The sequence below is a fragment of the Pseudomonas fuscovaginae SE-1 genome (genome assembly GCF_000364705.1).
Taxonomy (GTDB): Bacteria; Pseudomonadota; Gammaproteobacteria; order Pseudomonadales; family Pseudomonadaceae; genus Aquipseudomonas; species Aquipseudomonas fuscovaginae_A.
The window spans coordinates 1-18,114 of record NZ_AQOH01000121.1 but is presented as its reverse complement, the minus strand read 5'-3'; the positions used below and the strand labels follow the sequence as shown (position 1 = coordinate 18,114).

General features: G+C 64.3%; 15 protein-coding genes and 1 pseudogene. 9 read left to right on the top strand and 7 right to left on the bottom strand.

Going from position 1 to position 18,114, the window contains the following annotated elements; translation table 11 throughout:
- Window positions 1-136 precede the first annotated feature (136 nt).
- From K675_RS0112650 to rtcA, 3 genes are read left to right on the top strand one after another with little or no spacing between them, the layout of a single operon-like run.
- Window positions 137-1,363, top strand: a complete 1,227-nt coding sequence (locus tag K675_RS0112650; protein WP_017903886.1) for an RtcB family protein — start codon at window positions 137-139, stop codon at window positions 1,361-1,363.
- Between the two features lie 30 nt (window positions 1,364-1,393).
- Entirely contained in the window at window positions 1,394-2,188 is a 795-nt protein-coding gene (locus tag K675_RS0112645; RefSeq protein ID WP_026145135.1) for a nucleotidyltransferase domain-containing protein, read from the top strand.
- A gap of 12 nt (window positions 2,189-2,200) precedes the next feature.
- On the top strand, window positions 2,201-3,220 hold the full coding sequence (gene rtcA, locus K675_RS0112640) for an RNA 3'-terminal phosphate cyclase (protein ID WP_017903884.1): 1,020 nt from the start codon (window positions 2,201-2,203) through the stop codon (window positions 3,218-3,220).
- 188 nt (window positions 3,221-3,408) lie between these two features.
- Here the strand turns inward: rtcA and K675_RS0112635 are convergent, their stop codons facing one another.
- Entirely contained in the window at window positions 3,409-3,720 is a 312-nt protein-coding gene (locus K675_RS0112635; RefSeq protein WP_017903883.1) for a hypothetical protein, read from the bottom strand.
- A gap of 403 nt (window positions 3,721-4,123) precedes the next feature.
- On the opposite strand from K675_RS0112635, the gene K675_RS32995 reads away from it, so the two are divergent.
- From K675_RS32995 to K675_RS0112625, 3 genes are all read left to right on the top strand, one after another.
- Window positions 4,124-4,288 (top strand): hypothetical protein, encoded by a 165-nt coding sequence (locus K675_RS32995; protein WP_157383935.1) that lies wholly within the window; start codon window positions 4,124-4,126, stop codon window positions 4,286-4,288.
- 126 nt (window positions 4,289-4,414) lie between these two features.
- Window positions 4,415-5,389 (top strand): porphobilinogen synthase, encoded by a 975-nt coding sequence (hemB, locus tag K675_RS0112630; protein ID WP_017903882.1) that lies wholly within the window; start codon window positions 4,415-4,417, stop codon window positions 5,387-5,389.
- A 67-nt stretch (window positions 5,390-5,456) separates the two neighbouring features.
- Window positions 5,457-6,299, top strand: coding sequence for a PhzF family phenazine biosynthesis protein (locus K675_RS0112625; protein ID WP_017903881.1), 843 nt, complete (start codon window positions 5,457-5,459; stop codon window positions 6,297-6,299).
- Here K675_RS0112625 and K675_RS0112620 read toward each other — a convergent pair.
- The 3 genes from K675_RS0112620 to K675_RS0112610 are packed head-to-tail and all read right to left on the bottom strand — an operon-like array spanning window position 6,294 to window position 8,081.
- The gene (locus K675_RS0112620; RefSeq protein WP_017903880.1) at window positions 6,294-6,809 is read right to left on the bottom strand and encodes an NUDIX hydrolase; all 516 of its coding nucleotides are present in this window, start codon (window positions 6,807-6,809) and stop codon (window positions 6,294-6,296) included. The two genes, K675_RS0112625 and K675_RS0112620, sit on opposite strands and share 6 nt — an antisense overlap.
- Before the next feature lie 8 nt (window positions 6,810-6,817).
- Window positions 6,818-7,534 (bottom strand): NUDIX hydrolase, encoded by a 717-nt coding sequence (locus K675_RS0112615; protein WP_017903879.1) that lies wholly within the window; start codon window positions 7,532-7,534, stop codon window positions 6,818-6,820.
- A 1-nt stretch (window position 7,535) separates the two neighbouring features.
- Window positions 7,536-8,081, bottom strand: coding sequence for an adenylyltransferase/cytidyltransferase family protein (locus K675_RS0112610; protein ID WP_017903878.1), 546 nt, complete (start codon window positions 8,079-8,081; stop codon window positions 7,536-7,538).
- Window positions 8,082-8,250: 169 nt separating this feature from the next.
- On the opposite strand from K675_RS0112610, the gene K675_RS0112605 reads away from it, so the two are divergent.
- From K675_RS0112605 to nadE, 3 genes are read left to right on the top strand one after another with little or no spacing between them, the layout of a single operon-like run.
- Window positions 8,251-8,904, top strand: coding sequence for an isochorismatase family protein (locus tag K675_RS0112605; RefSeq protein WP_026145134.1), 654 nt, complete (start codon window positions 8,251-8,253; stop codon window positions 8,902-8,904).
- A 3-nt stretch (window positions 8,905-8,907) separates the two neighbouring features.
- A complete protein-coding gene (pncB, locus tag K675_RS0112600; protein WP_017903876.1) occupies window positions 8,908-10,137 on the top strand; it encodes a nicotinate phosphoribosyltransferase in 1,230 nt (409 codons plus the stop codon).
- 1 nt (window position 10,138) lies between these two features.
- A complete protein-coding gene (gene nadE / locus K675_RS0112595) occupies window positions 10,139-10,966 on the top strand; it encodes an ammonia-dependent NAD(+) synthetase (RefSeq protein WP_017903875.1) in 828 nt (275 codons plus the stop codon).
- Window positions 10,967-10,972: 6 nt separating this feature from the next.
- Here the strand turns inward: nadE and K675_RS0112590 are convergent, their stop codons facing one another.
- The 3 genes and pseudogenes from K675_RS0112590 to K675_RS0112580 form a co-directional block, all read right to left on the bottom strand.
- Complete coding sequence (locus tag K675_RS0112590; RefSeq protein ID WP_017903874.1) at window positions 10,973-11,569, bottom strand: NUDIX domain-containing protein; 597 nt, start codon at window positions 11,567-11,569, stop codon at window positions 10,973-10,975.
- 182 nt (window positions 11,570-11,751) lie between these two features.
- Window positions 11,752-12,018, bottom strand: a pseudogene (locus K675_RS0112585) (MFS transporter); the annotation flags it as partial.
- Window positions 12,019-12,139: 121 nt separating this feature from the next.
- Window positions 12,140-17,776, bottom strand: coding sequence for a membrane-targeted effector domain-containing toxin (locus tag K675_RS0112580; protein WP_017903872.1), 5,637 nt, complete (start codon window positions 17,774-17,776; stop codon window positions 12,140-12,142).
- Window positions 17,777-18,114: the final 338 nt, after the last annotated feature.

Genomic DNA, 18,114 nt, shown 5'->3' with positions numbered 1-18,114 from the left:
GGGTTCGATTCCCGCTCACCACAAGGTGATAGCTCATCGGGTGATAGCTCAGAGGTAGAGCGTGTTCATGTTTCACCGCCCCCTTGTCGCCGTCAAACCAGGACAAGGCCGAAATGGCCATCAGGAAATGAAGAACATGCAAGACCAGACCTACACATTGCTCGAAGTCGCCAACGGCAAACCGATCAAACTCTGGACCCAGGGGGTTCCGGTCGAGCCCGAGGCTCGCCAGCAATTGATGAACACCGCGAAGATGCCGTTCATCTTCAAGCACATGGCCGTGATGCCCGACGTGCACCTGGGCAAGGGCTCGACCATCGGTAGCGTGATCCCGACGGTGGGCGCGATCATCCCGGCGGCAGTGGGCGTGGATATCGGTTGCGGGATGATTGCCGCGTGCACCTCGCTGACCGCCAGCGACCTGCCGGACAACCTGCAGGGCCTGCGTACCGCCATCGAGCGGGCGGTGCCCCACGGTCGTACCAGTCCACGCAGCGGGCGTGACAAGGGCGCCTGGGAAGATGTTCCGAACGTGGCCGACCTGGCCTGGTCGGCACTGGAGCCGCGTTTCAAGGCCATTGTCGACAAGTACCCGAAGCTGAAGAACGCCAACCATCGCAAGCACCTGGGAACCCTGGGGTCGGGTAACCACTTCATCGAGGTCTGCCTCGATGAGGCGAACCGGGTCTGGTTCATGCTGCACAGCGGTTCGCGCGGTGTCGGCAACGCCATCGGCAACCTGTTCATCGAACTGGCACAGGCGGATATGCGTGGGCACATTGCCAACCTGCCGAACCGCGACCTGGCGTACTTCGAGGAGGGTAGCCCGCACTTCGACGACTACGTCGAGGCGGTCGCCTGGGCCCAGGACTTCGCCCGGCAGAACCGTGCGGTGATGATGCAGGCGGTGATCGCCGCCACGCGTCAGGTGATTCGCAAGCCCTTCGACGTGGCGCTGGAGGCGGTGAACTGCCACCACAACTACGTGCAGAAGGAGCGGCATTTCGGCGAGGAAGTCCTGGTGACCCGCAAGGGCGCGGTCTCGGCGAAGAAGGGGGAGCTGGGGATCATTCCCGGTTCGATGGGGGCCAGGAGCTTCATCGTTCGCGGATTGGGTAACGAGGAGTCGTTCTGCTCCTGCAGCCACGGTGCCGGGCGCGTCATGAGCCGGACCAAGGCCAAGCAGATGTTCACCGTCGAGGACCAGATCCGCGCGACGGCCCATGTCGAGTGCCGCAAGGACGAGGCGGTGATCGACGAGATTCCGATGGCCTACAAGGACATCGATCAGGTGATGCACGCCCAGCGCGAGCTGGTGGAAGTGCTGCATACCTTGCGGCAGGTGGTTTGTGTGAAGGGGTAGAGTGATTGGCCTGGTTGGAGAGGGAAGGGCATGAATAGGGAATATGACGAGCGCCACCCACTGGATGACGCGATGCGCGCCCGGGTGCTGGAAGAGCTGGCGCGGATAGAGCGCGAGCGTAATGTGAAGGTGCTGTATGCCTGCGAATCGGGCAGCCGCGCCTGGGGTTTCTCGTCGACGAACAGCGATTACGATGTGCGTTTCGTCTATGTGGAGAAGCCGGACTGGTTCATTCAGGTCAGCGAGGCGCGCGACGTGATCGAGCGGCCGCTGGACGATGAGCTGGATGTCAGTGGCTGGGAGCTGCGCAAGACCCTGGGGTTGTTGCGCAAATCCAACCCGACCCTGCTCGAATGGCTCGATTCACCACTGGTGTATCGCAGTGAGGAGGCCGCGACCCGCTCGTTGCGTGAGCTGGCGGAGGCGTTCTACAGCCCGCCCGCCGCGCGCAATCACTACCTGTCGATGGCCCGGAAGAACTTCCGTGGCTACCTGCAGGGGGAGACGGTGCGGTTCAAGAAGTACTTCTACGTGCTACGGCCCCTGTTGGCGGTGCGCTGGATCGACAGTGGGCTGGGGCGGCCGCCGATGACCTTCGATGCGTTGCTCAAGACGGTCGACGATCCGCTGCTGCTGGCGGAGGTCGATGAGTTGCTGCAACTCAAGCGCGGCGCCGACGAGGCGGCCTATGGCCCGCGTCGCCCGGCGTTGCACGAATTCATCGAGGCGCAGTTGGAGCGGCCGGTGCCGGTATTGCCACGTACCCACGAAAACAGTGAGCGACTGGACCACTACCTGAGGGAGATGGTCCGTACTTATGCATGATTCAGGAAAGCTATGAAAAAGGACATGATCGAACTGGACGGCGCCATGGGCGGCGGCCAGGTGTTGCGTAGCGGCTTGAGCCTGTCGATGTTGACGGGACGGGCACTGCGTATCGGTAACATTCGCGCCCGGCGCAGTCGGCCGGGCCTGCTGCGCCAGCACCTGACGGCGGTGCTGGCGGCCGCCGAGGTCTGTGGGGCGCGCCTGGAAGGCGCGCAGTTGGGTTCACAAAGCCTGTATTTCGAGCCGGGACCGATTCGCGGTGGTGATTTCCGCTTTGCCATCGGCACGGCCGGCAGTTGCTCGCTGGTGTTGCAGACCCTGCTGCCAGCCCTGCTGCAAGCGCCGCACTGCAGCCGGGTGCGGATCAGCGGCGGAACCCACAACCCAATGGCTCCGCCCTTCGAGTTTCTCGAACGCGCCTGGTTGCCGCTGCTGCGGCGGATGGGAGCAAAGGTCGAGTTGCAACTGCTGCGCCATGGTTTCGTGCCGGCTGGCGGTGGCGAACTGGAAGTGTTCGTCCAGCCTTCGACCTTGCAGCCTCTGCACCTGAGCGAGCGCGGTGAAGTACTCGAGCGTGATGCGCGGGTGCTGCTCGGCGGTATTGTCGAAGGCGTGGCCCAGCGTGAGCTGGCCCGGGTTGCGAAGCGCCTGCACCTGCCTGAGGAGGCCTGTCGCACGGAGCATGTCGCGGCGGACAGCCCTGGCAACGTGTTGCTGCTGGAGTTTCGCTGCGAGCGGTTGAGCGAGGTGTTCTGCGCCTTCGGGCAGTTCAGCGTGCGCTCCGAGGCGGTCGCCGATGCGGCGGTCGACGCGGCGCGGCATTGGTTGAACAGCAAGGCGGCGGTAGGCGAGCATCTGGCCGATCAGTTGCTGCTGCCCATGGCGCTGGCGGGCGGCGGGAGTTTCACCACGCCGCGCATGACCGAGCACCTGCAAAGCAACATGCGGGTGATCGAGGCCTTCCTGCCGCTGAAAATGGTGTCTGCCTCGGGCCTGGATGGGCTGCTGCAGGTCGAGTGCCGGGCCTGATTCGGTTTACCTGGCGTTGGTGCCCGCTGCGGAGCGACGCCGATTTGCTTCACGGTGGCGTGCCCAGGTTGATCTGGATGGACTGCTCACAAGAGGTGGACAAATCCAGCAGGTTTCTGGATTTTCGCATTGCCGGTGGCCGTGTTTGGGGTGAGCCCACCCTCATGGGTGGGCTCCATGGTGAACCGTCAGGCGCTCTTGGCCAGCGCGTGATGGGCGTTCCATTCTGCCTTCAGGTTCTGCAGGACACGGCTCATGAAGTCCCGGTCCGCTGCCGCCTTCTTGCCGGTGTAGCCCTGGCCGCGGCGGTACATCACGAGGCAGGCCAGCAGGTCGGGCTGGGCGCGGCTGAAATGCTGCTCGTCGACATGGGACGCGCGGCGATCGAGTCTGACCTCTCCGGTTTCGCTGATCCAGAGGATATGGTCATCGTGGCTGTCCTTGCGGGATGCGAACAGTCCAGCCAGTTGATCGATAGTTGGATGATTGTTCAGATTCATGTTAAAGCCCCTTTGACCACTCGTTAATCTGTCTGGTTTACGTGTGTATCGTTGCCAAGACGGCGAATTGCTGAGGTGCCGCACGTGGGCAATAGCGCCCGTGAAATGTGGCTCCAACCCCGGTTGTGATTTCGTGTAGCGTGAATCTTGGCTTGCTACACAGGACGTCTCGACGAAAAGAAGCAGCAGCGCGATCCTTGAACGGCGCCGACGACAGTAACGAAGTCAGCCACAAGCATTTTGAGGACGTTAGGCCGGTGCTTCTCGCCCGTTGGGACGATCACGACAGGTCAGCTTCATCAATCTGCCTTGTGGGCAGTACATATCCGGAACAGCTCGACGGCTTGTCGAGCCTGCCACAACAGCTTTCTACAGCACTCCCGATCGGGGAGATGGCTTCATCATGCAAGGGCAAAAAGCGCGCGTCAATGATTTTGTAGTGATTTTTTTATCGCACTACATGTTGCAAATTCGCTACGCCCGCTCATTCGGTCAACAGGCCGATTGGCCGAATAATGACCGGCAAGTCTTGGTTTCAGGGCAAAAACCACTGGCGCCGCAGGGTTGACCAGCGGCAGACTGTTGCAAGGGATGCAACAGAGCTTTCTCGATCTTCGGATGTGAACCGGGGGGCGATTGACCTAAGCTCGGCAGCCTCTGAATCCGTCTTCGCGAATCTGTTTTGGGAAACTCCATGTCACAGCTATTTCCGACCACGCGCCTGCGTCGTCTGCGCCGTAACGAAAGCCTGCGCGGCCTGTTCCAGGAAACCGAGTTCAGCCTCAACGATCTGGTCCTGCCGATCTTCGTCGAGGAAGGGATCGACGATTTCGTGCCCATCACCAGCATGCCTGGAGTGATGCGGATTCCCGAGAAGAAGCTGGCGAGCGAGATCGAGCGTTACGCCCGCGCCGGGATCAGGTCGGTAATGACCTTCGGCGTCTCCCATCACCTGGATGCGCAGGGCAGCGACACCTGGAACGAGCAGGGGCTGGTGGCGCGCATGGCGCGGATCTGCAAGGACACCGTGCCGGAAATGGTGGTGATGTCCGATACCTGCTTCTGCGAGTACACCTCCCATGGTCATTGCGGCGTGCTGCATGGCGATGCGGTGGACAATGACGCCACCCTGCGCAATCTCGGCCGCCAGGCGGTGGTCGCGGCCCAGGCGGGGGCGGACTTCATCTCGCCGTCCGCGGCGATGGACGGCCAGGTCCAGGCCATTCGCAGTGCGCTGGACGCCGCGGGTTTTCTCGACACCTCGATCATGGCCTACTCGACCAAGTTCGCCTCGGCCCTCTACGGGCCGTTCCGCGAAGCCGGCGGTACCGCGCTCAAAGGTGATCGCAAGGCCTACCAGATGAATCCGATGAACCGTCGTGAAGCGGTGCGCGAGTCGCTGCTGGACGAGCAGGAAGGCGCTGACGCGCTGATGGTCAAGCCCGCCGGTGCCTACCTCGACATCATTCGCGACATCCGCGAAGCCTCGCGCCTGCCCCTGGCGGCGTACCAGGTCAGTGGTGAGTACGCGATGATCAAGTTCGGCGCCCAGGCCGGCGCGGTCGACGAGCATCGCGTGGTGCGCGAGAGCCTGGGGGCGATCAAGCGTGCCGGTGCCGATATCATCCTCACCTATTTTGCGATGGACATCGCCCGTGACGGGATTTGAACGAGGGTTGTGTGCTGAAATCGCGCACTGACCAGCGATCACGTTCTTTCGACAGGGAAATAGCGCCATGAGCCAGCACGATTTCAAGCAACTGGATGTTTTCAGTTGCGAACCGCTCAAGGGAAATCCGCTGGCCGTGGTGTTCGCCGCCGACTCGCTGACCAGCGAGCGGATGCAGGCCTTCGCGACCTGGACCAATCTCAGTGAAACCACCTTTCTGCAGACGCCCGGCGACCCTCGGGCGGACTATCGGGTGCGGATTTTCACCTGTACCAAGGAACTGCCGTTCGCCGGCCATCCGACGCTGGGCACCTGTCATGCCTGGCTGGAGGCGGGTGGCGTTCCCAGGGGAGAAGAAATCATCCAGGAGTGTGGCGTCGGCCTGGTGCGGATTCGTCGTCGGGGTGATGACCTGGCTTTTCTTGCACCGCCGCTGCTGCGGGCCGGGCCGGTCGAGCCGACGTTGCGCGAGCGGGCCCGGCGAGGCCTCGGACTGGCGCCCGAAGAAGTGCTCGATGCACAGTGGGTCGACAACGGTGTGGACTGGATGGTGCTGATGTTGCCCAGTCGGGCGAGCGTCCTGGCGATCATGCCCGACTACGTGCAACTGGCGGGCTTGACCGTGGGCGTCGTTGCGCCCTGGCATTCGGAACTCGATGGCGATGAGTGTCAGTTCGAGGTGCGGGCCTTCATTGCCGGCGACGGCATGCCTGAGGATCCGGTCACCGGCAGCCTCAACGCCGGGATTGCCCGCTGGCTGCTGGGTGAGGGGCGGGCGCCGCAGTCTTACCTGGTCAGCCAGGGCACGGCGATGGGACGTGCCGGGCGGATCCGGGTGGAGCAGGTCGGTGACGATATCTGGATCGGCGGTGCCGCCGTGACCTGCATCAGCGGCAGCCTGACGCTATGACGTCGAGGCGGTCTCCTGGGCGACCAGCATCATGGCCGCCGACAGGGTGTGCCCATCGGTGATCCTGCCCGCGGCGATCATTGCCATCAGTTCCTGGCGGGTGACGAACAGTACCTTGTCGACCTCGCCATCGGTGCTTTCGCTGGCCTCTCCTGCGATCTCCACCCGGCACACGGCCACCGCGCTGGCGATCAGCGAGGTGTTGCTGTGCAGCATTCCCAGTTCCGTTACGGTTCGCGCCGGCCAGCCGGTTTCCTCCAGCAGTTCACGGGCCGCGGCGTCGCGGACCGTCTCGCCCGGGTCGATCGCGCCGCGGGGAAACTCGATGGACTGCGCACCGATGGCGCGGCGCTGCAGCACCGCCAGCATCAGGCGTCCGTCGGGCATCACGGGAATCGCCACCACGCCGTTGATGGCCTGGCGTTCCTTGACGATGAAATAGTGGCCTTGCTTGACCACGTCGAAGTAGGGCGTGTGCAGCAGGCATTCGGATTCGGTGTCGGGCTTCATGCGCGGTATCACTCCAGAAAGCAGCGGTCGAACAGGTAGAGAGCGTCGGGTTTGAGGTTTTCCAGGGTGGCTTGCGGGCGGCCGCCGTCTCCCTGTTTCTTGCGTCCGGTTTCGCGCAGGTAGCCGGCGTCGATCATCTTCAGCAGGCGTTGGCGGGTGCTGGTCTTGAGCACCGGACGGGCGAGCACCAGGGAAAAGATCGCCGTGGCTTCCGGGGCGCTGAACTCGGTGCCGAGGAAGGTCAGTGGCAGGCTGCTGTACAGCGACTTGGACAGCAGTCGCTCCTGGGTCGCCGCCACCAGCGCGTTGTGATCGAAGGGTAGGCGCACCGAGCCGTTGGCAACGCTGTCGAGGGCGAACCAGGCCTGGTGTTCGTTCAGACTCGGGGGGGCGGCGACGATGGCCAGGTAGTAGGTCGAGGAGGACCAGCAGCGTGGATCGCGAAAGGCGTCGCCAACGGTACCGACCTGCTCGATCCAGGCCAGCGGCAGGTCGACCTTGTCGCTGGCGCGCAGACGCTCCACCGCGTCGGCCAGCGTCAGGTCGGGTACCGCGCCGTTGACCACCAGGCCGGGCAGCGCCCAATGACCCTGGAACGGCTCGGCCTCGCGCTTGTGCAGCAGGATCTGCAGCGCCTGGGCCTCGCGGCAGTAGAAAAGCACGCACAGGTCGACGGTGTGCAGGTAGTCGCTTTTCTTCGGTGAGCTGGGGGTCGGGGCCGGCATGTCAGTTCCTGTGTGTGGCATAGAGACCGTAGTCTACCGGATTCATCCCCGGGGCCATCCAGTGGGCGGGCAGTGTTTCGCCCAGGGCCAGGCGCTCGCGCAGCAAGGTGCTGCGCACACCCACCTGTTCATCCACGCACAGCACCGAAAAACGTTCCAGCAGTTGCGCGCCCAGATGGAAGTCCGGCAGTTGCGCGGCGACGTCGTGTCCGACCACCAGGGCGATCTGCCGGGTCGGTAGACGCGTGATGTCGGCCAGGGTGCAGAGCAGCCCGTAGCTGTAGATCGGTGCATCGGTCAGTTGGGCCAACTGTTGTTCGATCCGGCTGACCGAGATGGCCGAGGCGCAGGCCGGTCGTACCTGTTCGACGATCGCCTGCAGCCAGCCCAGGCGCCGCTCGTACTCCGCCATGCGCTTGCCATGGGGGTGACGGAAGGAGGGTACCACCCACACCGAGCGGGCGTGGTGGGAGGCCTCGATCATCACCTGGGCGTGACCGGCGTGGGGTGGGTTGAAGGCACCGCCATAGATTGCGAGCTCGTACATGGATGGGATCTCCTTTTTCCTAAAAGTACTTGTCATGTACTTATTGGTCAAGGCTGATTTTAGGCGCCCATATCCATGTTGATTGTGATCTGAATATTTTTTGAAAATCGAGCTTGATTTGAAAGTACATGACGTGTACCTTTGTCTCATCGCCAAGGGAGAACCCGCCATGAACGCTCGAGTGATCAAGACCGCCGCTTTCGATGTCGATGCCCAGAAGGGCTTCACGCCGCTCTGCCCGGATGAGCTACCCGTCGTGGGTGGCCACCTGATCGGTGCCGAATTGAATTTCATGGCCTCGCTGGCAGGGATCCGTGTCGGCAGCAAGGACGCCCACAGTCCACAGGCGCCCTGGGTGGTCGAGTCCCACGAGGACATGCTCAAGCCCACCGGCCTGGAACATGCCGACCTGACCTGGGTCAGCCACTGCGTTCCCGGCACCGAGGGCTTCACCCTGCTCGATGAACTGCCGGCACCGCAGGGCTACGACTACTTCGTCTGGAAGGGCGTGGAGCCGGCGCTGCATCCTTACGGGGCCTGTTTCCACGACCTCTACCACCAGCTCTCCACAGGGGTGATCGAGTACCTCAATGCCCGCGGGGTGCAACAGGTGATCGTCGGCGGCCTGGCCCTGGATTTCTGCGTCAAGACCACCGCATTGCAACTGGCGGGGGCCGGTTTCAAGGTCATCGTCTACCTGCCGGCCTGTCGGGCCATCAGTGCCGAGGGCGCGCAGCAGGCCATCCACGATCTGCAACAGGCGCGGATCGAAGTCGTCAACAATCGCGAACAACTGGTCCGCGCGACCGGTCACAAGGAGTAATTCATGGAAAGCGCATTCAACCGCGAAGGCGGCGTCATCCAGGGCTTGCTGGATACCGACTACTACACCTTCACCATGATGCAGGCGGTGCTGCACCAGCACCCCAACGTCGAGGTGGAATATCAGTTCATCGTCCGTTCCCGGGAGAAACTCGGCCACCTGATTCCCGAGGTGCGCGCCGAGCTGGAGAAGCTCGCCGGCCTGCAGATGCGCGAAGGCGAGCTGCGCTTCCTGTTCAACCGGCGGTTTCGCGAGTACCTGACCGCGGACTTCGAGCAGTTTCTCGGCCTGTTCCGCTTCAATCTGCGCTACATCCACGTCAGCGAAGTGGACGGTCAACTGGCCATCCGCGTACGCGGGCCGATGCTGCACTGCATCATGTTCGAGCAGCCGGTGCTGGCCCTGGTCAGTGAGTTGCGCAACCGCGACAAGTACCCGGAGGTGACGCTGGAAGACGTCAGCCGCAAGCTCTACCGGAAGTTCGAATGGCTGGAGAAGAACCTCAGCCGCGAGGAGTTGGCCGACCTGCGGGTCTCGGACTTCTCGACCCGTCGGCGTCTGTCGTTCCGCGCCCAGCGCGAGGTGGTCGACATCATGCGCCGCGACTTCCCCGGGGTGTTCGTCGGCACCAGCAACGCGCACCTGGCCTACGAGTTCGACCTGCCGCTGATCGGCACCATGGCCCACCAGTGGCTGATGGTGCACCAACAGCTCGGCCGTCTGCGCGAAAGCCAGAACGCGGCACTGGAAAACTGGGTGCGCGAGTACCGCGGCCGGCTCGGGATCGCCTTGACCGACTGCATCAGCACCGACTTTTTCCTCCAGGACTTCGACCTGTATTTCGCCAAGCTCTACGACGGCCTGCGCCAGGACTCCGGTGACCCGATCGCCTGGGCCGACAAGGTACTGGCGCGCTACCGGCAGTTGGGCATCGACCCGATGAGCAAGGAGTTGATGTTCTCCGACGGGCTGGACTTCGAGAAGTGCCTGCCGATCATGCGCCACGTGCGGGGCAAGGCGCGTTTCGGCTTCGGCATGGGCACCAGCCTGGCGTGTGACGTCGAGGGCGTCGAGCCGCTGAGCATCGTGATGAAGCTGGTGCGGGTGCACGGCGAGCCGGTGGTGAAGTTTTCCGATGACCCGGTGAAGAACGTCTGTGAAGACCCGTCGTTCCTGCGCTACGCGGCGCAGGTGTTCAAGGTGACTGAAATCAATCGGCAACTGGAGGTGTGAGATGGGAACCGAGACTCAGGATCGTATTGCCCAGGCACTCGGCGTCAACCTGCAACTGGCCTGTGGTGATGAAGCCGCGGAGTTGGCCAGACGCATCGAGTTCATCAAGGATACGCTCAAGCGTTCCGGCTGCCGGGCGCTGGTACTCGGCATCAGCGGTGGGGTCGATTCGCTGACCGCCGGCCGCTTGTGCCAACTGGCGGTCGAGCAGTTGCGCGAGGAGGGGGTGACGGCCCGTTTCATCGCCATGCGCCTGCCGTACCGGACCCAGGCCGACGAGCGCGATGCCCAGGCGGCCCTGGCGTTCATCCGACCGGACGAGATCAGCAACGCGAATATCTCGGCCTGTGTGGAGGGATTGATGGGCAGCCTTGACCTCGAGGCGCTGCAAGCCAGCCCGGCGCGGGTGGATTTCGTCAAGGGCAACGTCAAGGCCCGGGCGCGGATGATGACCCAGTATGCACTGGCCAATTTCGTCGACGGGCTGGTGGTCGGCACCGACCACGCCGCGGAGGCGCTGATGGGCTTTTTCACCAAGTTCGGTGACGGCGCCTGCGACCTGGCACCGTTGTCGGGTCTGACCAAGGGCCAGGTGCGCCGGTTGGCGTCGGCCATGGGCGCGCCGGAGCCACTGGTGTTCAAGACGCCGACGGCGGATCTCGAGGAACTGCTGCCGGGCAAGCCGGACGAGGCCGCCTATGGCTGCACCTATGCCGAGATCGACGCCTACCTGATGGGCGAGGCTGTGGCGGAGCCGATCAGGACGATCATCGAGGCGGCCTACGCGAGGACCGCGCACAAGCGGGCCTTGCCGTACTCGCCGGTCTGAACCGGATCAGCGCGGGGTATCGAGGTTGTTGTTCAAGGCCACGTACTGCAACAGCATGATGGTTTTGGCATCGACGATCTCCCCGCGTCTTACCGCTGCCAGGGCGTCCTCCAGCGACAGTTCCAGGACCTCCAGGTCTTCACCCTCGGCTTCCAGGCCACCGCCATGGCCGACCTTGCTGTCGCCGTCGTATTCGCCCAGGAAGAAGTGCAGTTTCTCGGTGACCGAACCAGGACTCATGTAGGCCTCGAAGATCTTCTGCACGTTCTGCACCCGGTAACCGGTTTCCTCCTCGGCCTCGGCGCGAATGCGGTCTTCGGGCGAGGCGTTCTCCAGCAGGCCGGCGGCGGCCTCCACCAGCATGCCGTCGTGGCCGTTGACGAACACCGGGAAGCGGAACTGGCGGGTCAGCACCACGCTGCGTTTTTCCCGGTTGAACAGCAGGATGGTTGCACCATTGCCACGGTCGTAGGTCTCGCGGCTCTGGCGTTGCCAGGTGCCGTCGTTGCGCAGGAAATCGAAGGTGGTTTTCTTCAGCAGGTACCAGTCGTCCGAGAGGACGGTACTGTCGACAATGCGAACCCGGTCTTTCGTAGCGGTCATGATCCACGCCCTGTGGTGTGCAAAGTGCCGATCATACTGGGATTCCGTGGGGACGCTATCGCCGGCAAGCCGGCTCCCACAGGTTGGACTGCCCCCAGGCAGTTGGGCCGTTTCAACGTTTGGGGAGGGCAGTCCAGGTATTGCGGCGCATACAGGACTTGCGCCCGACGCGGTCAATGTGGGAGCCGGCCACGGCTGGCGGCATCCAGGGCATACACCGAGCGCTGGCCGAGCACCATGTTCATCCGTACTGCAGAGTCCAGCACCACGCCGGTCACGGCCAGACCTATGACGCTGTAGGCCGGATGGATCAGTGCCGGCAGGAAGCTCAGGGTCGCCAGCAGCATTGCCAGCAGCGAGGTGCGGTGCGTATGTCCGGCATCCGCCAGGCGCCCTGCCAGCGGCGCGGCCATCGCACCCATCGCGCCGACCAGGGCGAACAGGGCGATCAGTTCGATGATCGGCTGGGCATAGTAGATCTTGGCCACGATGGCGCCGCAGCAGAAGGCGAACAGCATCACCAGGGCGCGGGTCAACGGTTCACGCCCCGGACCTCGTGCTCAGCCTGAATCACAGGTCGCTGGATTCGACCCAGCGCACCATCCCGCGCTCGCTGACCAGGGCCTGGCTGAGATGGTCGATGTTGTCGAACAGGCGGGCCTCGCTGAAGCCCCACCGGGGTTGATGAATGTAGTACCGGTTGCTCCCGGCCTGGACCCTGATGGGAGTGGCCTTCAACGAGCGGTCGGTGGAACGGCTGATCAGCACCGACCCCCTGGGGGTGGCCTCGATGGTGAACATGCCGGCATTGACCAACTGTGGATGGGTGTCGAGCACGGGCTGGCGCAGGTAGATTGCCAGGTCGTCGAGTTCGACCACCTGCTTCAGGCCGGCTTGCTGCAGCCCCCATGCCAGATCCGCGAGGCTGTTGTACTCGGTGCCGATGAGGCGGCCGAGTTCCGTGCGCAGCAGACCGCTCGGGTCCTTGATATGAAACACCTCGTGGCTGCGCCCCGAGCCCCGGATGCGGCGGCTTTGCACGATGGGCTGGTCGAACACCACCAACGGCTGCGGCATGCCCGGATCGGTCAGGCGTCGGGACAGCCAGACCGCGTGGTACTGCCCATCCCGCTGCTCGATCAGGAAGTCCCCCCGCGCCCTCATCAGTGCGCGGTGGGGCCTGGGCACCTCGGGCAGGGGTCGGGGTGACAGGTTCACCTTCAACTGAGCATCGGCACGCAGGAACCACAGCTGGCCGAACCGGTTCAGCGTGGAGTCGCCGCTATCGCGCAGGATCCGCAGGGGCAGGGGCTGTCCACCGACATCGGTGGCGCGCAGGCTCACCGCGCCCAGCAGGTCCGCCAGGCCGGGTTCGCCTTTCAGGGTGGCGGCATGTATGTCCTGCACCAGGGCTATCCAGCGGCCCGGCCCATGTTGCAACTGATCGGCGTGGATGACTTGCCGGGCATAGTACTTCAGGGGCCGGGTTCTATTCGGATTCGACTGGTTCAGACCCAGGCGATAGCTGGCGACACAGTCGATGGCCTGGACCCGGATGCCCTGTTCGCGGGCATGGCGCAGCAGGGTGAACAGTGACTGCTGCCCCTGGGGATCGACCCCCTCGAGGATATCCAGGTGACGCAGCTTTTCCCTGAAGGCGCGGGACATGTAGCCAGTGCGGTAGAAATCGTCGAGATGGCTCACCTGGTCGAGATCCGTCATCAGGTTTTCCAGGTACAGGGTCTTGAGCCGGTGCTCCCTGGCCAGTGAGCGCAGGTTGTCGATCAGCAGCTTTCGCCCCCCTCGGGCGCCATGGGCGGCACCGAGAACGATACCGTCCTGATGTCGATAGGCCCGGCTGAACAGTTGTGTCGCCGAACTGGCGTCGGCCAGGTCGGGGATCGGTATTCTGGTCGGCAGGGGCGGGTCTTCGGCGAAGAAACGATTGGCTTGTGTCACCAGTTGCTGCCGGCGTTGAATGTATTCGAGGGCGGCCTGGCGTTGCCCGGCGGAGAGCCCGGGAGTGGTGGGATCGATACGGGCACCGGTGTCGAGGTAGGTGGCGATGGTCTGTCGATGGACTGCCGGAATCTCGTAGCGGGCGATGCCGACCGGCTCCGGGACGCGGACCATGCCCCCCGGCAGGCGGCCCATGGGCAGGGGCTGCCAGTGGTCGCCGACCCGAATCAGTTCGATGTCCTGTGCCCAGCGGTGTTCCATGAGCACGTAGCGCCTGCCGGCGCTGGTCCCGGTGCGGTACCACTTGCCCTCCAGGTGGACGTACTGGTCCAGGGGCATGGCGCGGTTGACGAACAGGCCATCGCGCAGGTAGTCCAGTTCGGGGAGTGTGCGCACCTCATGCCGCCTGAGGTCGGCGGCCAGGGAACGGATCGGGGTTGCCGTCGAGGGTTCGGCGCTCAGCAGCGGCTGGGGCAGGCCATCCTGGCCGGTCCGGGTGGTCCTGATCAGGCGGGACAGCTTCGTCGGCACCGATGGCATCTGTCGCAGCAGCGGCTTGAGTGGCTGCAGGGGCAATGGCGCGGCGGCGTCGCAGAGCGTCTGGAGCAGAGCATCGGCCGCTTCCTCGTAGTGCTTGAGGGCCAGTGCCTGGCTGACGTTGGCCAGCCCGTACAGGCCGCGCAAGAGGTAGGCCGGCAGGCTCAATTGCAGGGGGGCGAGGCCCAGTATGAGTTCGGTGGCCAGATGCAGGCCGGCATTGATCCAGTACCATAGGGTTTCCCGGTCCACGCGCTGGTTGCTGGCCGCGAAATACTCCACGCTGGCCAGCACATGCCTGATCCTGGCGTCGAACAGGGCCTTGAACAGATCGCCCTCGATGGGAAAGTAGCGCGCCCGCGGGAACTGGCGCAGGAACAGGTGCCTGGGGTCCCACTGCTCGTTGCGGGCGGCCCGGGCGAGGCAGTATTCCTTCCAGCCCTTCTGGCGTAGCAGCGACTCGAGGGCGGAGCGGTCGAGCAATTCGCGCAAGGCTTTGCCATCAGGGGCCTGCGGCGTGTAGAGCAACAGGGAGGCGGCGGGCGCGCTGCTGCTGATGACCAGTACTTCATCCAGGCTCACGCCGTTGCGTGCCTCCCCGGTGCCGCCGAGCATCAGGTAGTTGACATGGACTTCATGCCCCTCCAGCAGCGGGCGCTTGCGGCTGGACGGGTGCTTGAGCAGGTGTTCGATACGCTGGTAGCCGCGCTGCTGCGGGTCGTTCCGGCTGTCGAGAAAGTCGCCGCTCAGGTGGGCCACATAGGCATGTAACTCCATCCGTGCGCGTTCTCCCTCGGCCCAGTCACTGCGTAGCAACGCCTGGTCGGGCCCCTCCAGTCTGCTCTTGAGCAGTGCCTTGTATCGACCCGGTGCGTCCACGGCGCGAACGATGGCGGTGATGTCCCGGTTCGAAAGATACAGGCTGGTGCCCGCTGAAGTGCTGACCCTGGCCTTGAACGTCACGCGTTCACCCAGGCGCGATCCGGGGATGTTCTCCAGCGCCAGGGCGGTCAGCGACAGGCTGCGATAGCGGCTGGTCACGGTCGATGGCAGGCTCTGCCAGGCCGGGCTCGGGTAGGTGCGGGTGTGGGTGACCTGGACCTCGATGCTGTCGGGATCGAGGTTGGCCTGGGGGTAGCGCTGTTGCAGGTGGGTCTGCAAGAGGCCGCTCGCATGGGCCCTGAGCGCGGGTAGGTCGCCGAGGCTGGCGGGCACCGGGCCGGTCTTCAGGGTGGGGCGCCACAGCCTGGCCAACCGGCTCTGCTCGTTTGCGGAGAGTTTATCGACTCGACCGAGCAGGTCGCCGAACATCAGGTCGCGATTGCGGCGTTCCAGCACCGGGAAGATGTCCAGGTACTTTGCCAGGTTGACGGCGTCATTGAGTTGCCGGGCGAATTCGTCGACATCCTGCTTGAGCCCCGACGCCCTCCTGACAAAGCGCCAGGTGTCGGCGAAATCCAGTTTCTGCCTGGCCAGCAGGCCCTCGACCAGCACCTGCAGGATATCGCCCGTCTCGACACGGTAGCTGAACGGTGTCGGGCCGTCGGGAGGGTTCGCGGCAATCGCGGCGTGCTGCCGATGAGGGAGCAGGTCGAGCAGCGCCTGGCGCCCGGTTTCGTCGGCGAAGCGTTGAACCAGGCTGCGCTTGAGTGCCTGCAGCGTCACGAACTGTTCCAGGCCCCGGCCGACCTGATAGAGCACGGCCGGCAGTTTGTAGGTATCCAGGTCGGGGCTGCGGGTGATGACCAGGCTGCCCTCCAGGACGGCCTCCCGCGCCTGCAGGATGATCCGGTAGACATGAATCGGCCCGCCCGCGGGATAGACCTTCTGGCGCTGGGCGGAGGAGGGGTGCTCCAGTACCCGTTCCAGGTCCTGCCGGTTGCTCTCGTCCAGAGTCAGGTCCAGCTCGCGCAATTGCGCCTCCTGGCGAATCTGCGTGCGCAGGTTCTCCTTCAGCAGCGCTGTGGCGCTGCTCCAGAAAATATCCAGTCGATCGGCGAATTGCGTGTCGAAGGTCTTGCCGGCCGTGTCCAGGGTACTGGTCAGGCGGGCCAGGTCCAGGCCGGTCAGTCGTTGCGCGTCATCTGCGTCGGTCGCATTGGCGTACAGTCCGCTGCTGGTGGCCTCGAACACCTGGACGTTGCCGGCCAGGTGCTGGGCGAAGACTTCCGTCAAGGTGCGCGATTGCGTGACCCGGCGATAGTGCACCCACTCGCCGGGTTCGCCCAGTTCCGACAGGGGCCGGTAGCGTGACTGCTCGAAGGTGTTGAGATAAATCGCATCGGGCGCCGTCGACGCCGCCCGGGGAAAGTCCTGTGCCAGTTGCCGCCCCAGGAGCAGGGCGGCGAACCAGCGGAAGTTGGGTTGCTGTTGCGCCAGCATCAGGGTGCGCGCGTTGGTGGCCGCCAGGCTGTCGAAGAGTGCCCGCTGGCGTTGGGCGAGCTGGTCGGGGGAGACGAAGGCGGCTGGTGGGTCGTGCTGGAAACCGTTGCTCTCGGGCAGGCGTTGCGGCGGCGGCGTGGCGGGGACTTCCAGCAAGGTGCGCAGGTGCTCGCGTGAGAGGGCGGCGTCTTGCAGCAATCTTCGGGTCGTTGTCCGATCCGTCAGCCCGAGTCGGCTGCGCAGGGGCTCGGGCAGGGTCGTCAGGGCCGAGGGCAGGTCGGCCCTGGTTGGCGTTACCCTGCCGTCGGTGACGGACAGGCTGAAGCCGTCGGGATGGCGCAGGATGATGTAGCGCTGTTCGGCCCGGGCTTCGCCAATGCCGGCCAGCAGTGGGCCGTCTGCGCCGTGGTCGCGCAATTCCAGTCGAACACCGTCCGCCGGCCAGCCGGGCAAGGTGGCGAGGCTGTACAGCATCAGCCGCAGGCTGTCGTCATGGTGTTGCCCGCTTTCCAGGAACAGCCCTTCGTAGGCCTGGCTCAGGCGCTCCTCCTGCAAGTACCAGTAGGCGTCCCGCACCTGGCTGCCGCTCAGTTCGCCAGCAGAGAGTTTCATGGCCTCGAGATCACGCGCGGAGGCGTTGGTCAGCAGTTCGATGGCGGCCGACTTCGACAGCGGCGGGATCCGCTGGCGCAGCAGATTCACCAACGGATCATCGGAGCGCTGCCTCAAGGCCTCGAAGTTGTCGAACAGTTCCTGTCGGTGGGCGCGCAGCAGCGGTTTGACCTTGCGTTTGAGCGCCGCCAGTTGCGTCTCGGCCGTGAGGTGATGCCCGTCCAGCAAGCGTTCGCGTTGTGCCGGGGTCATTTGTGCCAGGACGCGGCTCCACAAACTGCCATCGGACAGTTGTGCACGGGCGATCGCCACCCGGGGCAGAGCGGGCGACAGGTCGGGGCCGTATTCGGCCGCCACTGTCCCCGGAGGGTCGTACACCTGTAAGACGCAGGTCGCCGGCCAGATCAATTCCAGGCTCGAGAGCTGTAACTGCCAATGCAGGTGGCTCACCTGGCCGGTCGTCGGCGGCGCATCACCCAGGGTATCGATGAAGTCCTGTATCTGCCGATCCAGTTCGAAACGCGAGCGGGTGTCGAGCAGCAGCGCCGGAACCTGGGGGGACTCGGCGTAGGCGTTGCGCAAAGCCGGGCTGTCGATGCCGCTGACCAGGCGGATGCGGCGGGCCGTTTGCGCGGGCAGGTCGGCGAGAAAGTGCTCGATGGCCTGGTCCAGCGAAACGGCTGCGTCGGCTGTTTTCGGGGGAGGGGTGGGGCTCATGCCGGATTCCTTGTCGTTGCGTGATGGCTGCCATTCAGCGCGCAAGCTCAAGGAGGGAAGCGGTAGTTAATGCTGGATCCGACAAGGATGTTCAAAGAGGCGGCAAGCTTGTGTCGGACGTCTTTTTCTTTGGGAGAAATGGCTTTTCAGCACCGAGGGATAGCTGTTCTTCGTTGGCAGCCGGCTGTCGCGCAACGGGGCCGGTGGCTTGCCGGACCCGGACCGGGCGGCGGGTTCAGACCGCCAGGCGCATGTCGTGCAACTGGCCGCTGCGCGCCAGCAGGTCGGCGTGATGTCGCTCCAGCGCCAGGACTTCTTCGGCCAGGTTGTCCAGCAGC